Source organism: Thermoleptolyngbya sp. M55_K2018_002, assembly GCF_015295965.1.
GTDB classification, from domain to species: domain Bacteria; phylum Cyanobacteriota; class Cyanobacteriia; order Elainellales; family Elainellaceae; genus Thermoleptolyngbya; species Thermoleptolyngbya sichuanensis.
The window spans coordinates 1-17,157 of sequence record NZ_DVEA01000432.1 but is presented as its reverse complement, the minus strand read 5'-3'; the positions used below and the strand labels follow the sequence as shown (position 1 = coordinate 17,157).

General features: G+C 56.1%; 14 protein-coding genes and 1 pseudogene. 8 read left to right on the top strand and 7 right to left on the bottom strand.

What is annotated here, in order from left to right; genetic code table 11:
- Positions 1–296 precede the first annotated feature (296 nt).
- Positions 297–878 carry a Uma2 family endonuclease gene (locus tag IGS51_RS21715; RefSeq protein ID WP_297080911.1) on the top strand — a complete coding sequence of 194 codons (582 nt, stop codon included), beginning with the start codon at positions 297–299 and terminating at the stop codon, positions 876–878.
- A 25-nt stretch (positions 879–903) separates the two neighbouring features.
- On the opposite strand, the gene recQ is transcribed toward IGS51_RS21715, so the two are convergent.
- On the bottom strand, positions 904–3,195 hold the full coding sequence (gene recQ / locus IGS51_RS21710) for a DNA helicase RecQ (RefSeq protein ID WP_297080909.1): 2,292 nt from the start codon (positions 3,193–3,195) through the stop codon (positions 904–906).
- A gap of 261 nt (positions 3,196–3,456) precedes the next feature.
- On the opposite strand from recQ, the gene IGS51_RS21705 reads away from it, so the two are divergent.
- The 4 genes from IGS51_RS21705 (at position 3,457) to IGS51_RS21690 (ending at position 7,672) form a co-directional block, all read left to right on the top strand.
- The gene (locus IGS51_RS21705) at positions 3,457–4,380 is read left to right on the top strand and encodes a prohibitin family protein (protein WP_297080907.1); all 924 of its coding nucleotides are present in this window, start codon (positions 3,457–3,459) and stop codon (positions 4,378–4,380) included.
- A gap of 311 nt (positions 4,381–4,691) precedes the next feature.
- Positions 4,692–5,108: a fluoride efflux transporter CrcB gene (gene crcB, locus IGS51_RS21700; protein ID WP_297080905.1), complete on the top strand. Its 417-nt coding sequence runs from the start codon at positions 4,692–4,694 to the stop codon at positions 5,106–5,108.
- A gap of 22 nt (positions 5,109–5,130) precedes the next feature.
- On the top strand, positions 5,131–5,544 hold the full coding sequence (crcB, locus tag IGS51_RS21695) for a fluoride efflux transporter CrcB (RefSeq protein ID WP_297080902.1): 414 nt from the start codon (positions 5,131–5,133) through the stop codon (positions 5,542–5,544).
- A 34-nt stretch (positions 5,545–5,578) separates the two neighbouring features.
- The gene (locus tag IGS51_RS21690) at positions 5,579–7,672 is read left to right on the top strand and encodes a cation:proton antiporter (RefSeq protein ID WP_367279413.1); all 2,094 of its coding nucleotides are present in this window, start codon (positions 5,579–5,581) and stop codon (positions 7,670–7,672) included.
- A 55-nt stretch (positions 7,673–7,727) separates the two neighbouring features.
- Here IGS51_RS21690 and IGS51_RS21685 read toward each other — a convergent pair.
- Positions 7,728–8,395: pseudogene (locus tag IGS51_RS21685) on the bottom strand (Uma2 family endonuclease).
- Between the two features lie 460 nt (positions 8,396–8,855).
- Here IGS51_RS21685 and IGS51_RS21680 point away from each other — a divergent pair.
- On the top strand, positions 8,856–10,829 hold the full coding sequence (locus IGS51_RS21680) for a PAS domain S-box protein (RefSeq protein ID WP_297080897.1): 1,974 nt from the start codon (positions 8,856–8,858) through the stop codon (positions 10,827–10,829).
- Positions 10,830–10,894: 65 nt separating this feature from the next.
- On the opposite strand, the gene IGS51_RS21675 is transcribed toward IGS51_RS21680, so the two are convergent.
- Entirely contained in the window at positions 10,895–11,110 is a 216-nt protein-coding gene (locus IGS51_RS21675) for a hypothetical protein (protein ID WP_297080896.1), read from the bottom strand.
- A gap of 132 nt (positions 11,111–11,242) precedes the next feature.
- Between IGS51_RS21675 and IGS51_RS22490 the strand changes: the two genes are divergently transcribed.
- Positions 11,243–11,455, top strand: coding sequence for a helix-turn-helix domain-containing protein (locus IGS51_RS22490; RefSeq protein WP_367279411.1), 213 nt, complete (start codon positions 11,243–11,245; stop codon positions 11,453–11,455).
- A gap of 126 nt (positions 11,456–11,581) precedes the next feature.
- Here the strand turns inward: IGS51_RS22490 and IGS51_RS21670 are convergent, their stop codons facing one another.
- Both IGS51_RS21670 and IGS51_RS21665 read right to left on the bottom strand, forming a co-directional pair.
- Positions 11,582–13,321 (bottom strand): ShlB/FhaC/HecB family hemolysin secretion/activation protein, encoded by a 1,740-nt coding sequence (locus tag IGS51_RS21670; RefSeq protein WP_297080894.1) that lies wholly within the window; start codon positions 13,319–13,321, stop codon positions 11,582–11,584.
- A gap of 245 nt (positions 13,322–13,566) precedes the next feature.
- Positions 13,567–14,754: a DNA double-strand break repair nuclease NurA gene (locus IGS51_RS21665; RefSeq protein ID WP_297080893.1), complete on the bottom strand. Its 1,188-nt coding sequence runs from the start codon at positions 14,752–14,754 to the stop codon at positions 13,567–13,569.
- Positions 14,755–15,270: 516 nt separating this feature from the next.
- Between IGS51_RS21665 and IGS51_RS21660 the strand changes: the two genes are divergently transcribed.
- The gene (locus IGS51_RS21660; RefSeq protein ID WP_068514648.1) at positions 15,271–15,489 is read left to right on the top strand and encodes a hypothetical protein; all 219 of its coding nucleotides are present in this window, start codon (positions 15,271–15,273) and stop codon (positions 15,487–15,489) included.
- A gap of 59 nt (positions 15,490–15,548) precedes the next feature.
- Here the strand turns inward: IGS51_RS21660 and IGS51_RS21655 are convergent, their stop codons facing one another.
- Positions 15,549–16,364: a dienelactone hydrolase family protein gene (locus IGS51_RS21655; RefSeq protein ID WP_297080890.1), complete on the bottom strand. Its 816-nt coding sequence runs from the start codon at positions 16,362–16,364 to the stop codon at positions 15,549–15,551.
- 75 nt (positions 16,365–16,439) lie between these two features.
- On the bottom strand, positions 16,440–16,913 hold the full coding sequence (locus tag IGS51_RS21650) for a hypothetical protein (protein ID WP_297080888.1): 474 nt from the start codon (positions 16,911–16,913) through the stop codon (positions 16,440–16,442).
- Positions 16,914–17,157: the final 244 nt, after the last annotated feature.

Here is a 17,157-nt window from a genome sequence, read left to right as displayed (position 1 = left end):
CAGAGAAGGCGAACCGTAGGCATTGGTCACTGCTTCGTGGGTATCTCCCACGCGCACCCCGGCCCCTGTTGCCGCGTCCCGATGGGTAGTACCCATTTGATCACGCTCTCACTGTTACACTTGGGGCAGCCAATACACTTACATTGGGGCAGCCAATACACTTGGGGCAGCCAACACCCGATTTTCAGCGCATCTGGCGCACCGTCTCGTACCATTTGGTATTCTCGTACCATTTGGTATTGTCTATCAGATGCTCCCGGTAACTAACCATTTCAAATCTTGGAGGTAAGCCTGTCATGATGGCTCAAGCTGAGACAAAACGCTATACCGCTGAAGAATATTTGGAGCTTGAAGTTGCGTCGGAAACCCGCAACGAATATCGCGATGGAGAAATTATTCCGATGACTGGTGGAACCCCCGAACATAATCGTATCAGTGGTAATCTATATATTGCTTTAAGCCTGGGATTGAAGCGCAAACCCTATGAAGTTTTTCATGTCGATCAGCGGCTTTGGATTCCGGCTGCAAGTCTCTACACGTATCCTGATGTGATGGTGTTGCCAAAGCCGCTAGAGTTGCAAGCTGGGCGAAAAGACACAGTGATGAATCCCTGTTTTATTGCTGAGGTGTTGTCCAAATCAACCCGTAGCTATGACCGGAGTGAGAAGTTTGCGGCTTATCGCACCATCTCTAGCTTTCAGGAATACCTGCTCATTGATCAGGATAAAATCCACGTTGAGCATCATGTAAAAGTTGCGGAAAATCAGTGGCTTTTTTCTGAATATAACGATCCAGAATTTAACCTTTCACTTCGCATATTAAATTTTCAAATTCAGATTGCAGATCTCTACGAAAATATTGAGTTTTCTGAAAGTTAAATAGAGGCTAAATGTTCGCTGTTTTCTAGCTATCTGGGCGATTGGTATGTCGCCATTTGGCACGGACGAGACGAATAGAGTCGTAATCAATCGTTTCGTCCAGCGTGTTTTGGATGTGTTCGTGGATCGCCTTGAGCGACGCAGTGCCCACCGCTTCGATCGCCCGTTCAATTTTTGCCTGGCGATCGCCCTCTACTAGCGTTCCCAAATCCACCGCCTGCCCCGCTTCTAATAACTTATCCAGGTGGTTGTAAATCGTGTGGATGCCGCAGCCGCGCTTTTCGGCAATCTCTGCGGGCGACAAGCCCTGCTGATGAAGTTCTAGCGTATAGAACACAGTGCGAGACACAGATTTAAGACGCAGCGCCGAACGAGATTCACTACGATCGCGCGGTGGTTTGGCATAGGCGAGTGTAGGATCAAACGAATCGTCATCGGAATTGCTGGGGATGGTTCCTAGACTGGGCGATCGCAGGGGAATGTCATTCTCTGTGCAAAAGTCGCGGATTTCGGTGACGAACGTTTCACCGTATTGCTTTAGCTTGCGGCTGCCCACGCCAGAGATCCGCGCAAACTCACGCAGCGTGTGCGGCTGTTTCTCCGCCATTTGCCGCAGGCTGACATCAGAAAAGACCACGTAGGGCGGAACGTTTTGCGCGTCGGCGAGGCGCTTTCGCAACTGGCGCAGGCGCTCAAACAGGCTGTCGGCTTTGGGCCCGGTTTGTTTCAAGAAGCGATCGCCCACGGGGGCAGGTTCATCGAGCGATCGCGCAGGCAGGGCAATCATCACCGTCCGCTGACCCCGCATCACCTCCCAACTTTGGGCATTCAGCTTGGGGATGGAATAGCCATCGGTGGTTTCGTCCATCAAGCCTTGGTGCAAGAGCGATCGCCCCAGATGTTTCCAGGCTTCGGCGCTGCGGTCTTTGCCAATGCCGTAGGTGGAAAGCTGGTCGTGCCCATGTTGCAGCACTTTTTGGCTGCGAGCGCCGCGCAGCACGTCGATCAAGTGATTCATGCCAAAGCGCTCTTTGCAGCGGGCAATACAGGACAGCAACTTTTGCGCGTCGATTGTCCAATCTTCCACCGGGCGCGGGTGCAGGCAGTTGTCGCAGTTGCCGCACTGCCCCGCAAAGCTTTCGCCAAAGTAGGCTAGCTGAATCTTGCGGCGACACTCTGTCCCTTCGGCATAGTCCACCACGCGGCGCAACTGCTGGCGGGCGATGCGCTGCTCGTCTTCTAGCGGCGCTCCGGTCGTTGGATCGACCTTCTGGGCAATCAGAAACTCGACCGTGTTCAAATCGCCATAGCTGAAGAACAGCGTGCATTTTGCCGGATCGCCATCGCGCCCGGCCCGCCCTGCCTCCTGGTAATAGTTTTCCAGGCTGCGCGGCAGGTCATAGTGAATCACAAACCGCACGTCGGGCTTGTTGATGCCCATGCCAAAGGCGACCGTTGCCACCATCACGCGCACGTCGTCGCGAATAAAGCGCGTTTGATTCGCAGCGCGGGTTTCGTCCTCTAGTCCGGCGTGATAGGGCAGCGCCTCAATGCCGTCTTGCTGGAGTCGGAAGGCGAGTTCGTCTACTTTTTTGCGGCTGAGGCAATAGACAATGCCAGCGCCGGGGGTTTGGCGAATTAGTTGCAGCAGGTGGCGATACACATCGCGCTGCTTGGGACGCACTTCGTAATACAGGTTCGTGCGGTTGAAACTGGCGACGTGGATGCGCGGGTCGCGCAGGGCAAGCTGAGCAACGATATCTTCCTGGACGCGGTGGGTGGCGGTGGCCGTCAGCGCTGTCATGGGCACGGCGGGATAGCGCTGGCGCAGGGTTTTGAGCTGGCGATATTCGGGACGAAAGTCATGCCCCCACTCCGACAGGCAGTGGGCTTCGTCGATGGCAAAGGCGGCAATGCCTACTTCAGCATCGATGCGTTCCAAAAACGGCAAAAAGCGATCGCCCATTAGTCGCTCTGGCGCGACATACAGCAGCTTGATCTGGCCCGCCAGCACGGCCTGTTCCGTCGATCGCAGCTCCGTCGGCCCCAGGCTGCTATTCAAAAACGCCGCCCCAATGCCGTTGTCCTGCAATGCCTGCACCTGATCCTGCATCAACGCAATCAGCGGCGACACGACGATCGTCACTCCGTCCATCAGCAGCGCCGGAAGCTGGTAGCAAATCGACTTGCCGCCGCCCGTGGGCATGATCACTAGCTGATCCCGCTGGGCGATCGCCGCTTCGACGATCGCCCGCTGTCCGGGGCGAAAGGCATCATAGCCGAAGTAGAATTTGAGGGCTTCTTCGGGGGTGGGCATGGAGAGTGATGGGAGTTTTGGAAGAGGGAATGATGGAGGATGCAGGACTAGCCTTCTCGGAAGGTTTGCTGCATCTCTTCCAGAGTACCCAAACTTAGCTAGCTGTCCTTTGCTCTGGATGCAAGGCGATTTAAGTAGGGTGCTATTAGAACACTCTGTCACTTGTCTTGGCTCGCCACCTTTGACCTCTGCGAGATCTGGAATCTGTCTGGCGCATATTGGAAGCAGAGTATAAGAGCGTTTTGGAGCGTCTAGGAACCCATGAAATCAATCACAGACAATGCGTTTCGGGGACTGCTGATTATAGGGGCGATCGCCCTCTTTTTGGCATTCAATTCCTTCGTGGTGATTAATCCCGGTCAGGCCGGCGTGCTGAGCATTCTCGGCAAGGCCCAAGACGGCACGCTGCTGGAGGGCATTCACCTAAAGCCGCCGTTCGTGTCTCAGGTGGATATTTACGATGTCACAGTGCAAAAGTTTGAGGTGCCTGCCCAAAGTTCCACCAAGGATTTGCAGTATCTTTCCGCCAGTTTTGCGATTAACTTCCGGCTTGACCCCATGCGAATTGTAGAGATTCGCCGCAAGCAGGGCACGCTGGCCAACATTGTGACCAAGGTGATCGCGCCCCAAACCCAGGAAGCCTTCAAAATCGCTGCTGCCCGCCGCACAGCCGAAGAGTCCATTACCCAGCGAGAGGAGTTGAGGCAGGATTTTGACATCGCCCTCAGCCAGCGCCTAGAGAAATATGGCATTGTGCTGCTGGATACCAGCGTGGTGGATGTGAAGTTTTCCGATGAATTTGCCCATGCTGTGGAAGACAAGCAAATTGCCGAACAGCAGGCCCAGCGGGCGGTTTACATTGCCCAACAGGCACAGCAAGAGGCCCAGGCAGAAATCAACCGCGCCAAGGGCAAGGCAGAGGCCCAGCGGCTATTGGCAGAAACGCTGAAAAGCGCAGGAGGGCAACTGGTGCTGCAAAAGGAGGCGATCGAGGCGTGGCGCGAGGGAGGCGCTCAGATGCCTCGCGTGCTGGTGATGGGCAAGGATGCCGGGAGTGTGCCCTTTTTGTTTAATCTGGGAGATCCAGACGAGGAGCCAGTCGCAAAGCCAGTAGACTCAAACGGCGATCGCCCCCTCCCCAACAGCAAATCGGGCAGCAAAGTCAGCAGCAAGGATTTACTCTGACGCAATGTGCAACTTTGCTGATCCCCCGCAACCTTTTCTGGGATGCCGAAGGCTTAAGCCCTCTTCCAGAGCGGGAGAGGGACTTTAAGCCACTGTTGCTCCCCTTCTCCCGACTTGGGAGAAGGGGGTGGGGGATGAGGGCAGATTCAAAGTTGCACATCGCGGTTGCACATCGCGGTTGCACATCGCGGTTGCACATCGCGGTTGCACATCGCGTAAAAGATCTATGATGCTTCCTGGTTGCTTTTGATCAAGCAGCCTCGATCCAGCACCCTGTGCTGGGGCGATCGCCCCTCTTGTTTTCTAGACCTATGCCGCAAAATCTTGCCTTCCGAACCCCAATGGCGATCGCTCTGGGTGCTATCCTCGGTGCCCTCAGCCGCCATTTCCTCAGCAGTTGGATTTCCCACTGGGTCGGCTCTGACTTGCCCATCGGCACGCTGCTGATAAACCTGACGGGCTGTTTTGGCATGGGGCTATTGGCGACGCTGTTTGGCCAGCGGGTGCTGGGTCATGCGCCCGAACTCCAGCTCATGCTGACGACCGGGTTTCTCGGCTCTTACACCACCTTTTCCAGCTACGAGCTAGACTTGGCACGGCTGGCCTATCAGCGAGAACTGGCAGCCGATGGGCTGTATTGGGGCGCGAGTACCTTGCTGGGGTTTGGCAGCCTGCTGCTGGGGGTGTGGGTTGCTAGGGCGATCGCCCCACCCATCACCCTAGATTGATCCAAACTACCCCTCCCTCATCATGTCTGCTGGATCAGATTCGCTGCCGCTAACCGTGCTGCTGATTTCCCTGGGCGCAGTGCTAGGGGCCCTAAGCCGCTACTACGTCACCCGGTTTTGCACCCGGCGGTTTGGGCTGGACTTTCCGGTGGGGACGCTGCTGGTGAACCTGTCTGGGTCGCTGCTGATGGGCATGGCAGCGGGGCTGTTTCGCATTCGCTTTGCGCTGCCCAATCCAGATCACCTGTTGATGGTTGGGTTTTTCGGCTCCTATACGACCTTTTCCACCTACGCGCTGGATGTGTATTCCCTGTTTCGGCGGCGGGCGATCGCCCCAGCGCTGCTCTTTTGGCTGGGCAGCCCGCTGGCGGGGTTTCTGTGCGTAGAACTGGGCATCGTGCTGGCGCTCTGGCTAACGGGAGGAATTTCCTCCTGAGAGCAGGGTGAAGAATTCCAACAGGCAGATTAGGATGATGCTGACACGTTTGCACATCCAAGGGTTGCCTGTGGTTCTTCAACCTGCCCTCGTGGCGTTCATTTTCCGGCCGATTACCGACCCGGTGGCGGTGTTTTTGGTGATCATCGCCATCATGCTGGTGTCGCCGCTGGTGTTTGAGCGGATTCGGCTGCCGGGGATTGTGGGGCTGATTTTGGCAGGGCTGATTGTGGGGCCCTACGGGCTGAACATTTTGGAACGCGACAGCACGATTGTCCTGCTGGGCACGGTGGGGCTGCTGTTTCTCATGTTTATGGCGGGGCTGGAAACCAGCCTGGATGATTTGAAAACCAATGCGGGGGGCGCAATTTCCTTCGGACTGGCCACGTTTCTGATTCCCATGCTAATAGGCACAGTGGCGATGCTGCTGTTGGGCTACTCGTTTTTGGCGGCGATCCTGGTTGCATCGTGCTTTGCGTCGCACACGCTGCTGTCTCTGCCCATTGCCAGCAAGCTGGGCATCATGCGGACGCAGACGGTCACCATTACGCTGGGCGGCACGCTGATTACCAACGTGCTGGCGTTGCTGGTGCTGGCGGTGGTGGTGAAGGCGCACCAGGGCGATTTGACGCTAAGCTTTTGGCTGTTTCTGATTCCGTCGCTGGCAATCTACACCTTCGCAACCCTGTGGGGAGTGCCGCGTATCGGGCGCTGGTTTTTTCAGCGGTTTGGACACGACGAAGGGGCCGAATTTACCTTTGTGGTGGCGGCGCTGTTTTTGGTGTCCTACGTGGCGCGGCTGATCGAGATTGAGCCGATTATTGGCGCGTTTTTGGCGGGCGTGGCGATCGCCCCCCTGATCCCCCAGTTCAGCCCGCTGATGAATCGGATTCAGTTCATCGGCAACAGCCTATTTGTGCCATTTTTTCTGATTTCGGTGGGGATGCTGGTGAACCCGCTGATCCTGCTTCAGGAACCCAAGTCGATTGCGGTGGCGGCGGTGATGGTGGGCGTGGCAATTGTGGCGAAGTATCTGCCCGCCTGGATGACGAGCAAGTGGTTTCGCCTCAGCAACCCCAGCAAGATGGTCATGTTTGGGCTATCGGTGGCGCAGGCGGCTTCCACCCTGGCGGCGATCACTGTTGCCTACAATATCGAACTTGTGGATCAGCCGACCGTGAATGGCACGATTATGATGATTTTGGTGACCTGCATCGCGTCGCCGTGGATTACCTCGCGCTGGGGCGATCGCATTCCCCTTGCCTCCGACACCGCCACCGAACCCGCCTCGACGCTGGTTGCCGATTCGCAAAAAGAACTTAAAACCGTGCCGCTGCGGGTGCTAGTGCCCGTGGCAAATCCCGATACCGAAGCAAACCTGCTGCAACTGGCGCTGATTTTGGTCTGCTCGACGGAGGGGACGCTGCTGCCGCTGCATGTGCTGCCCGACTCGCAAGACTGGCTGACCGCGGCAGATCGCAGCCAGCAAGCCATGCTATTGGGCGCGGCCGAAACCCTGGCCAACGCCGCCGCCGCAGAAGTGGAACCGATTGGACGGATTGACGACTCCATCGACCGGGGCATTTTGCGGACGGCGCAGGAGCGGGAGGCAAACCTGATCGTCTGCGGCTGGAAGGGCTTTTCCACCTACCGCGACCACCTGTTTGGCAGCGTGATCGACAACGTGGTGCGGCGGGCGGGCATTCCCGTCTTGGTGACGCGGCTGATGCAGCCGATGAACACGGTAAAGCGGGTGCTGCTGGTGGTAACGGCAGAAGACCTGGCCTCGCCGCAGTTTGCCGAAGCGCTGGCGCTGGTGAAGGGGCTGGCGACGGGGCTAAAGGCGACCTTTGTGCTGGGACTGGCGATGTCGGACGAGGCGATCGCCACCAATCAACTCGATTCCCTCAAAAGCGAACTGAAGGATTCGGTCTATCCGCTGCACGGCGACATCGTTCGCAGCCTGTCCTATATCCTCGACCCAAACGATTTGCTCATCCTGCTGCACGAAACGCGGCCCTATGCCCCCTACGCCTTCGGCCAGCCGACGCTGGGCGTGACTCCAGAGGCGATCGCCCGCCAATATCGCGCCGTCTCAATGGCGATTGTCAACCTGCCTAGCAGCTAAACTCGCCTGCAAAGGCAGCCCGCAAACCATCCGCCAATTGCGTCAGTTCTGAGTGTTAACGAAGCGCACTCAAAAAGGCCTGGTGTTCTGGGCTGCCAATGCCAGCTTGAAGAACCTGAAGCACCAGGCTGAGATCGCCAGAGATCAGGGCTTCGCTGGCTAACCATAGGCCTGGAAACTCCCGACTGCACAGAATACCCGACGCATTCGCGGCGAGTGATTGATATTCTCCAGCCTCCAGGCAGAACCAATCAATCTGCTGACTGTAGGTACGCCAGACCACGTACTCTCGAATCCCATTGCGGCGATAGACTCGAAGCTTGTCGTGTAAGTCGTAGGATGCGCTACTGGCGGCAACTTCAACAACTAACTCCGGGGAACCTTCGATATAGTCCTCTTCATTAATCCAGGAGCCTCCCCCTTCCTTGAGCCGCAATACCGCATCAGGCTGGGGTTCATGTCTGCATCTAGGCGCACCGTAGGATTATCGTAAAGCTCAATGCCCGGAGTAGCGGCTTTATACGTCCACAGCCAGCCCATGATGTCACCGTGCGGCTTGCCGTGAGCTTCGGCACGCAGTGGGGATGCTACGTAAACCACTCCTTCAATCAGTTCAGCTTTTTTGAGGTTGGGCATGGCCCGATAGCGCCGCTCGAACTCATCACGGGTCAGGCGATCGCCGCTCTCTAAAGGAGGAATTTTGATGAGTCGTTCCGCCGTCATGCTGGAGAGGTTAGGCTGTCTCTGAAATTTACGGTTCTTCGCAATTTGCGTTCATTTTACGCATCTTACGGTCATGTTACGGTCATTCTAGCAAGGCAACTTGGGTTAGCCGCCTCTCCTAGCGCGATGGACGGATTCACTGCCGACCCAGCAGCGGCGAATGAGAATCTCTGACTGTGCTGGGACAACGCCACTTGAGTAAAGGACGCTTATAGAGAGCGTATAGAGAAATTTAGATTGTATAAATTGCAACTCTGGGGCTGTCCTCAGTGTTCAGAATTCCCTCGAATAGGGAATTTTTAAACCAGTCATAAAAGCCAATTTCAAGTTCTGTAGGGCTTACGCAGTTGGACGATTTCTCACGAGCTGCGCCCGCGAGAAATCGTCCAAAACCCAGAAAACTTATCGCAGTGCGTGAGTCCTGTTCTGGTTAGCATCGATCGTGAATCTACCGGTAAATATGCCTGAACAAATTTATCCAGCCTCGGAGTGGGAAACCTTGCAGCAGCGGAATCAAGAGCTAGAGCAGAAGCTGCAACACCTGACGCAAGCCAATCGTGCCCTCATCCAGGAGGTTGAGCAACTCAGGCAGGCGGAAGCACGCCATCGGCAGGTCGAAGCGTCCCTCCAGCAATACGCCAATGAAATTGCCGATTTGTACAATCAAGCGCCCTGCGGCTATCACTCGATCGATCCGGACGGCATGATTATCCAGATCAACGACACAGAACTGGCGTGGCTGGGCTATCGCCGCGAGCAGGTTGTGGGTAAGATGCATGTCACTCAGTTGCTAACGCCAGAGGGGATTGCCCAGTTTCAGGCGGGGTTTGAGGAGTTTAAGCAGCGGGGCGAAGCGAAAGATGTGGAATTTGACCTGGTGTGTGCCGATGGCTCTATCTTACCTGTGCTGTTGAATAGCACTGCAATCTACGACGCAGACGGCAACTACGTGATGAGCCGCTCTACGATTGTGGATATCCGCGATCGCAAACAGTCTGAGGTGCAGTTGCGGAAGGCAAAAGCCGCGCTGGAATCAGTCGTCAAGGAACGCACACTGGAACTTCAGGCGACGGTGCTGCAACTTCAGCGAGAGCAGGAATTTACTCAGGTAGTCGTGGAAAATGTGTCGGATGGCGTGGTGGCCTGCGATGCAGAGGGGCGGCTGAAGTTGTTTAACCGGGCGGCCCGCGAGTGGCATGGCTGCGACCCGCGTGAGGTGCCGCCAGAACTGTGGGCGACGCTGTATGACCTGTACGAAGCAGATGGCATTACGCCGCTGGCGACCGAACGGATTCCGCTGCTGCGGGCGTTTCAGGGCGAGTCGGTGCGGCAGGCGGGCATGGCGATCGCCGCTCAGGGTCAGGAAACCCGCTACATTCTAGCCAGCGGCGATCCGCTGTTTGACGCGGCAGGGCAAAAAATTGGCGCGGTGGTGGCGATGCACGACATTACGGAGCGGCGGAAGTCAGAAGCGGCGCTGCGCCAGTCGGAAGCCCAACTGAGACAGCGAACCCAGGAGCTAGAAGCAGCGCTGAAAGAGCTACAGCGGACCCAATCGCAACTGGTGCAGAGCGAAAAAATGTCTTCCCTGGGGCAACTGGTGGCAGGCGTGGCCCATGAGATTAATAACCCCGTGAATTTTATCTACGGCAACCTGGCCCATGCCAACGCCTATACACAGGATTTGCTGAACTTGGTTCGGCTCTATCAGCAGCACTATCCCAACCCGGTGCCTGCGGTTCAGCAAGAGATTCAGCACGTCGATTTAGATTTCTTACTCGCAGATTTGCCCAAGCTGCTATCGTCGATGCGGGTGGGGGCCGAGCGGATTCAGAAGATTGTGGCTTCGCTGCGGACGTTTTCCCGCATGGACGAGGCAGAGTGCAAGGCGGTGGATATTCACGAAGGCATCGATAGCACGCTGATGATTTTGCAAAATCGCCTGAAGGCCAAGGGCGATCGCCCAGAAATTCAGGTCAATAAGCACTATGGCAGTTTACCTTTGGTGGAATGCTACGCCGGCCAACTGAATCAGGTGTTTATGAACATTCTGGCGAATGCCATCGACGCGCTGGAGGATTCCTACGCGCTCGGCCGCTGGAACCCAAATATGCTGCCCAATCTGGGCGATCGCCCCATAGACTCTCCCAGTGGGCCGATGATCACGATCCAGACCGAGCAGGTTAGCCCCAGTTCGATTTCGATTCGCATTGCCGACAACGGCATCGGCATGTCTGCTGCCGTCCAACAGCGCCTATTCGATCCGTTCTTTACCACCAAACCCGTCGGCAAGGGGACGGGCATGGGCCTCTCGATTAGCTACCAAATCATCACAGAGCGGCATCAGGGTATGCTGCGCTGCTGCTCAGAAGTGGGCCAGGGCACTGAGTTTATGATTCAGATTCCGGTGAGTCAGATTCCGGTGAGTCAGTAAGGGCGATCGCCACCTGGCCTCGCCCCTCGCCTTTGCTGAAAGAGACAGAGGGGCAGGGAAATGCATCAGTCTGCGCTCCGCCAATAGCGCACCAAAATGCGAATGACTTCACCCTGCACTGACGAGGGCAGCGGCGGCGACCACTCGCCCGCTTCGGCAAAGCGGCGGACATGGAGCTGATGAATGATGTGATTCACTCCTGGCAACACGCCACAGAGCAAGATGCGGACGGGTTGCTGATCGGGCGCAATCGGAACGAGTACCCGCAGTAAATCGGGCACGGACTTTGGGGTTATCCTAGTGTCACCTGTAATAAGGTACAGCGTTCGCACTTCTAGCCTCGAAAACTTGAGTGCGATCGCTTTTTGATGTTCAGACTATTCAAAACTACGATCGTAGTTTCTGCCAAGCGGATGGGGCGGATCAGGCTAAAAATCCGAGAGTTAGCGTCTGAGAAGCAGTGGACGCTGAAAGAAGTTTCGCATAGAACCGGAATTCCCTATAGCACGGTCACAAATTATGCCTCTGCTCCTAGCCTTTCAACGATCGACTACACTGCGCTTCTGAAACTTGCCCGCGCTTTTGAAATTCCGATCGAAGATTTGGTGGAAGTATCGGAAGAGTAGGACACGGAAACCAGCCCATCTCCCATACCTATTCTCATTTCTCATAATGACTCTTCGGAAACATTAAGGGCGTGATTCTCTGCAAGCTCCTTCGTGAACGCGCAGCAGACTCATTCAAACCACCCATTAGAACCGATAGTCTACGGAAAAATAGAAGCCGCGATCCTGGGCGTTTTTGCCTGCGCCGTCAAACTCGGTGATGGGAATGGCGAAGTCTAGCCGCAGGTTGAGCCGGGGCAGCGCTTCCCACAGCAGCCCCACGCCTACCCCGATGAGAAACGGGCTGTCGTCGCCGTCGCCATTCACCCAAACGGTTCCCGCATCCACAAACGGCGCAACCTGAAACACCGATTCGCCTGCTTCGTTGCGCCCCAGCGTGATGCGATCTTCCACCGAGACGCGAAAGCCGCTGTCCCCCAGCAGCGCATTTTGCCGATAGCCCCGCAGGGATTGTCCGCCGCCAATCGCCAACTGTTGTGAGGCCGGGAGGCGATCGCCCGAAAGCTGCACATCCGCCTGCACGATCAGCACGTTCCCTGGCTGCAAAATCTGCACCCGCTGCGCCCGTCCCAGCCAATAGACAAACAAACTGTCGCGATCGCCCCCCACATCCGCATCCAGTAGCCCCACGCCCACATTCAGCGTCGATTGCAGCGCCCAGGCCCCCGCCGCATCCCGCCGCACAAAATCCTGCCCAAAGGCAATCAGGCTGGTGGATTCGCTCTTGAGCAAGAAATTGTCAAAAAAGCGATTGTCGCTAAAAAACGAGCTGCCATCCCGGTGCAGCAGACTCAGCGACAGGGCTAATTCTTCGCGGGGCGTTTTGAACAAGGGCTGGCGAAAACTGAGTTCATATTCATCGGCACTGCCGCTGAGGTCGAGGTCTACAAATTCCGGGTCAGTGATGCGATATTCGCTGGGGGCGTAGCGCAGTTGCACCGTGCCGTCCATCGGGTTGAGCGACAGGCGATAGGCAAAGTCGAAGCTGCTCGATCCGCCCGTGGTGCTGCGGTAGTAGGTTCCCGAAAGCTCGTCGCCCCAGCCCGTCAGGTTGCGGGCCACCAGCTCCATGCCCAGCCGCTCGGAGCCAACGCCAGGGGGCGAATAGTTGTCTACGCTGACAAAGCCGCTGACCGGACGTGCCTCCGCCACGCGCACCACCAGAATACTCTGACCTAGCCCGCCGCCCGCCCGCAGGCTGGCCTCAACGGTTTCAAACAGCGGATTTAGCCGCAGAAGCCGCAGTTGGTCTTCCAGTCGCGCCTGATTCAGCGGCGTGGTTGCCCCCAGCAAGATGCGGCTCCGCACATAGTCCGGATGGAGACGATTGGCTCCTTCGACCTCAATGCGCTCCAGGCTGCCCTCCACAATGCGGTATTGCACCACGCCATCGGCCACAAGCTGGTCGCCCAGAATGGCCCGCGAGGTCAGGTAGCCCTGGTCGAGATAAAGCTGGGTCAACTGGTCGGCAACCTCGCGCAGATCGGCCAGGGTGAGCGATCGCCCTTCGTAGGGCTGCACAATTGGCGCAAAGTCCGCTTCGGTAAACACCGTGCTGCCCAGCACCTCAATTTGCCGAATGGGGATTTGCACTGCTTCATCCGTCGGCAGCGGTTGGGGAAATCCATCGGGAGGCGACAGGATGGGGGCCTGCTCTTCGGGCGACAGGGGAACGGCTGGTAGGGTCGGCGCGGGCAGGCGATTCCTGTAGGGATCGCTTCGCGAATCGCGCTCTGGCTGGGTTGGCGCAACCTGGGGCGGAACCGCTTGGGCCAGGGCGATCGCCCCACCTGACAAGCCGCCCCACCGGAACCCCAGCAGCACCCAAACGCCAGCAGCGGCAATGGTCTGCCCAATCTTCTGCATGAATGGCTCTCCTCACGGTGGCTCTCCGCCAGTATGTACGCTGGAGAGTCCCGACCTCATAGATACCCCTATTGCGGGCCGTTTAGGGATAATCTCTAGAAAATTTTATTGATCCTGAATGTCCGATAGGACTTACGCAGTTGAGCGATTTCTCGCAGGCTGCGTCCGCGAGAAATCCTTCAGAACTTGGAAAACTTGTCGCAAGTGCGTAACTCCTGTCCTAAATAGGCTGCGGTCTGGTGGGGCTAGCGCCGCCGGGACTTGCTCACCATCTTGCGAGAAAAGCGCAGGTCTAGCCCCTGCTTGTCGGCCCATTCTTGCAAAAGGCGAAAGAACAACTGGCGATCGCCCACTTGCAGCACCGCAGTCTGATCCGCCGTTTCGATGGCGTAGGGATAGCCGCCGCCCGCAATCACCTCCGCCCGCACCCGGTCAATCACAGTGTCCGCCAGGCCCGCCTCCACCACCCACAGCGGAAGTTCCAGCCGAGCCGGATAGGTGTCGCGGGTGGTTTTCAAATACGTAAAGGCAATTCGGCGGCGATGGTGGCCATAGCGGCTTAAAATGCCCGGCCGCTCGCAGAGAAACAGCGGCGTGCGATCGCCCCAGCGCATCAGCGCGTTCAAAATCTGCGCGTCGTGAATCGCGTCGGCTGGCTCCAGGTCATACAACAGCCGCAGCATCCGCACCAGGTCATCGGCATAGGACGTGTCGATATAGGCCACCAAGGGCACTCGCTGGGCTTCGCTGGCGTGCAGCAGCGGCAGCAGGCAGTCTACATAAAACTGCTGGTTTGCCTCGTCAAACGGTTCTGCAAAGCTGGTCACCATCGACCCGTCCAGAAACACCAGCGTTTTCTCGGAGAGGTTCTGTAGTTGCTCTTTTCGGCCCTGGATATACTCCGTTAGCCGCTGCGTTTCAAGCTGAAATCGACGCATATTCACCCGCCGATCCACTGGCTCGCCCTTGCCGCCCTCGCGCAAATCCTGCGGGGTCATTAGGTCTACCGCCACGTCCTTTTCGTAGGCTCCGCTGGGACTGTGGTGATTTTCATACCAGCCAATTTGCACCAGCGCCACAGGAATCGACAGGTCTTTGCCGGGGTAAATCTGCGACCCATCAACGGCAAAGGTGGTGACATTCAGCAGGCGATCGCGGGCCCAGGCCAAGCTCTGTTCTCGGTTGTCCCACTGGAGTTGGCAGGGCAACACGCACTGCGGCGCATGGGCCAGGCTCTCGATCGGTCGTGCGCCCAAGTCATCGCCCGGATATTGAGCCAGCAAGTGCGATCGCCCCTCGTCGGAAAGCTGAGAAAACTGGCGCAGCGCCGCCCGGTAGCTCTGCAATCGCTGCACTGCCGACTGATCAAACGCGGTAAATTGCTCCCGTCGAGCATCCAGCAGTTGCAAAATCTGGGAAGGCTTGAGCGTCATAGCGAACCTGCGGGGATTGAACTGAGTAATACCTAGATACTAGTCTCAAATCGCAACTTCAGGTCGCCACTTTAGCAGTCCCTCACGCCATTCAGGCTCGGCAAGGTTCAATGATTTCTAGTGAATTCAGTCTATGGAAGTTGATAGAAAATAATCCAAAACCCCAGAAATTCGTCGTAATTGCGTAGCGACTGATTAAAATCCTTCACTCCAAATACTGATACCTGCGTATTCCACGGAGAAAAGCTTGTCTGCAAAGAAAAAATCGTTGAAACTACGGAGTCCTAAAGATTAAAAAAATATAAAAAATAGGATCATTCAGGAATGTCTCTGCTCAGGTTCTCGGAACGCCCGCCGCAAAACCACGGACATGCAAAATCCAAAGAACCTTTTTTGTTTTAAGACCGCGCAACAGTTGCCAAATTTCACTGACATGGAACGCTGAGTCGTCCGCATATCCCCTCAGCCGTAGGTTCATCCAAACTTAGTCCAAGCCTAGATGGAGTCAAGACTCACATGATTGGTAGTACCGTGAATATTGCAGACGTGTTTCGCCTCGCGGAAGACCGGGGCTGCACCCTCCGCATCAGCATGATGGACAATCGCCTTCTGTACTGGGTCGAAAGTCGATACTTTATTGGTCGTCCCTACAGCCAGATGAACGATTTGGTGGAGTTTATTGAAACGCTGCCGCTGGTCATGCCCGGAGAAGCAGCCGCCAACTTCAGCCTTTAGCAGCAGAAGCGCTGGCGTTTCCGATGACTCGATCCAGAGTAGCGGTTCGGAATCGCAGCCTACAACTCGCTGTCGGTGTCGCTGTCGGTGTCGCTGTCGGTGTCGCTGTCGGTGTCGCTGTCGGTCTGAAGCTGTTGAAAAAGCTGCTGGACTTTTTCCCAGGCATCAGCAGCCGCTTCGGGCCGATAGTCGGGCCGGCGATCGCAGAAGAAGCCGTGCCCCGCACCGTCGTAGCGAAAGACGCGATGCGCGATGTAGTTTTCCTGGAGGGTCGATTCGATTTGATCTACCTGCTCTTGGGGAATGCTGGCATCCTCTTTGCCAAAGAATAGATAGATCGTGCCGTTGATATCCGGCGTGTAGCTGACGGTGGGAATGCCGTTGCCGGGACACCAGGTGGTGATGCCCGCCCCGTAGAAAGATGCAGTCGCCACGACTTCTGGCAGCGTCGCCGCCAGATACGCCACATGCCCGCCAAAGCAAAAGCCGATGCAGCCAACACCGCCGGGCTTGACCTGGGGCAGCGTGTGCAAAAAGGCGATCGCCGCCTGGATATCACTCAACAGGTCTTCTCGCCTCGTCTGCTCTTTGTAAACCCGTCCCTGCTTCACGTCTTCTGGCGTGTAGCCCGCCTCGAACCCCGGCGCAAGTCGCTGATAAATGGCAGGGGCGATCGCCACATAGCCCAGCCCTGCAACGCGCTCTGTCACGTCGCGGATATGCTCATTCACCCCAAAAATCTCCTGAATCACCACCACCGCCGGAAACGACCCATCGCCCGCAGGCATCGCCAGATAAGCATCAATTTGCAAATCGCCGTTGGGAATCTGCACCCATTGCGTCGGGTTAGAGAGGAGTGGTGTCTGGGGGGGCATGGTGAGTCAACCTGATGATGAATTGGGGCTTAATTTCGGATTGGGACTTGAATCAATCTTCAGGACAGCTTTATCCTAATTCTCCAGCTTACTATAGACGATATATCCCCTCAAAACTTCCCATACAGAAGAAGACCAATAGGACAAAAAGCTCCTCAGCAAGACAATCTCAATAAATAGCAAAACAACACCCAAAAATAAGAAAATTGAGAGTTCCATCCTCTTGGAAAACTTTCGGGTAAACGCCTTTGTTGCAGATAGGGCAAAAATGGGAAAGCAGATGAGAAGGCTCCTAGACATCGTACTCATAGCCATCATCTTTTCAGCGATTTCGGCGGTTTTAGGCAGCTTTTCATAGACAATGAGCGATGTATATCGATAGTAGTCAACATCACCCAGGGGAGTAATTTCCAGGCTGTTGTCAATCAGCGCTCGAACCGTTTTTATATCTGGAAAGTCTCTAATAATCCCCTCTAGGACTCCCTCTCCGAACAGGTAGCACAGTGGATAGATGACCGCTCCTGAGAGCCGATGAACGATGATGCCCAACACGTAGGACAGAACAAAAAAAGGGTCAGCATTCCAAGGCCAATCTTGTCATTATCCAGACTTAAGGATTCTGGTGAGAATAGAAACAGCAGAGAAATGCCGATTAAAAATCCTGGAATGACATAGACCAGTGTGTCGAATAGATTGGACGATAAAATGCTGTTCACGTCGCTTTGCTGGTTTAACTTGTAAGGCTTCAGGTGAAAGTATAGCGATGGCTTTCGACGATTTTCTAAATCGTAAC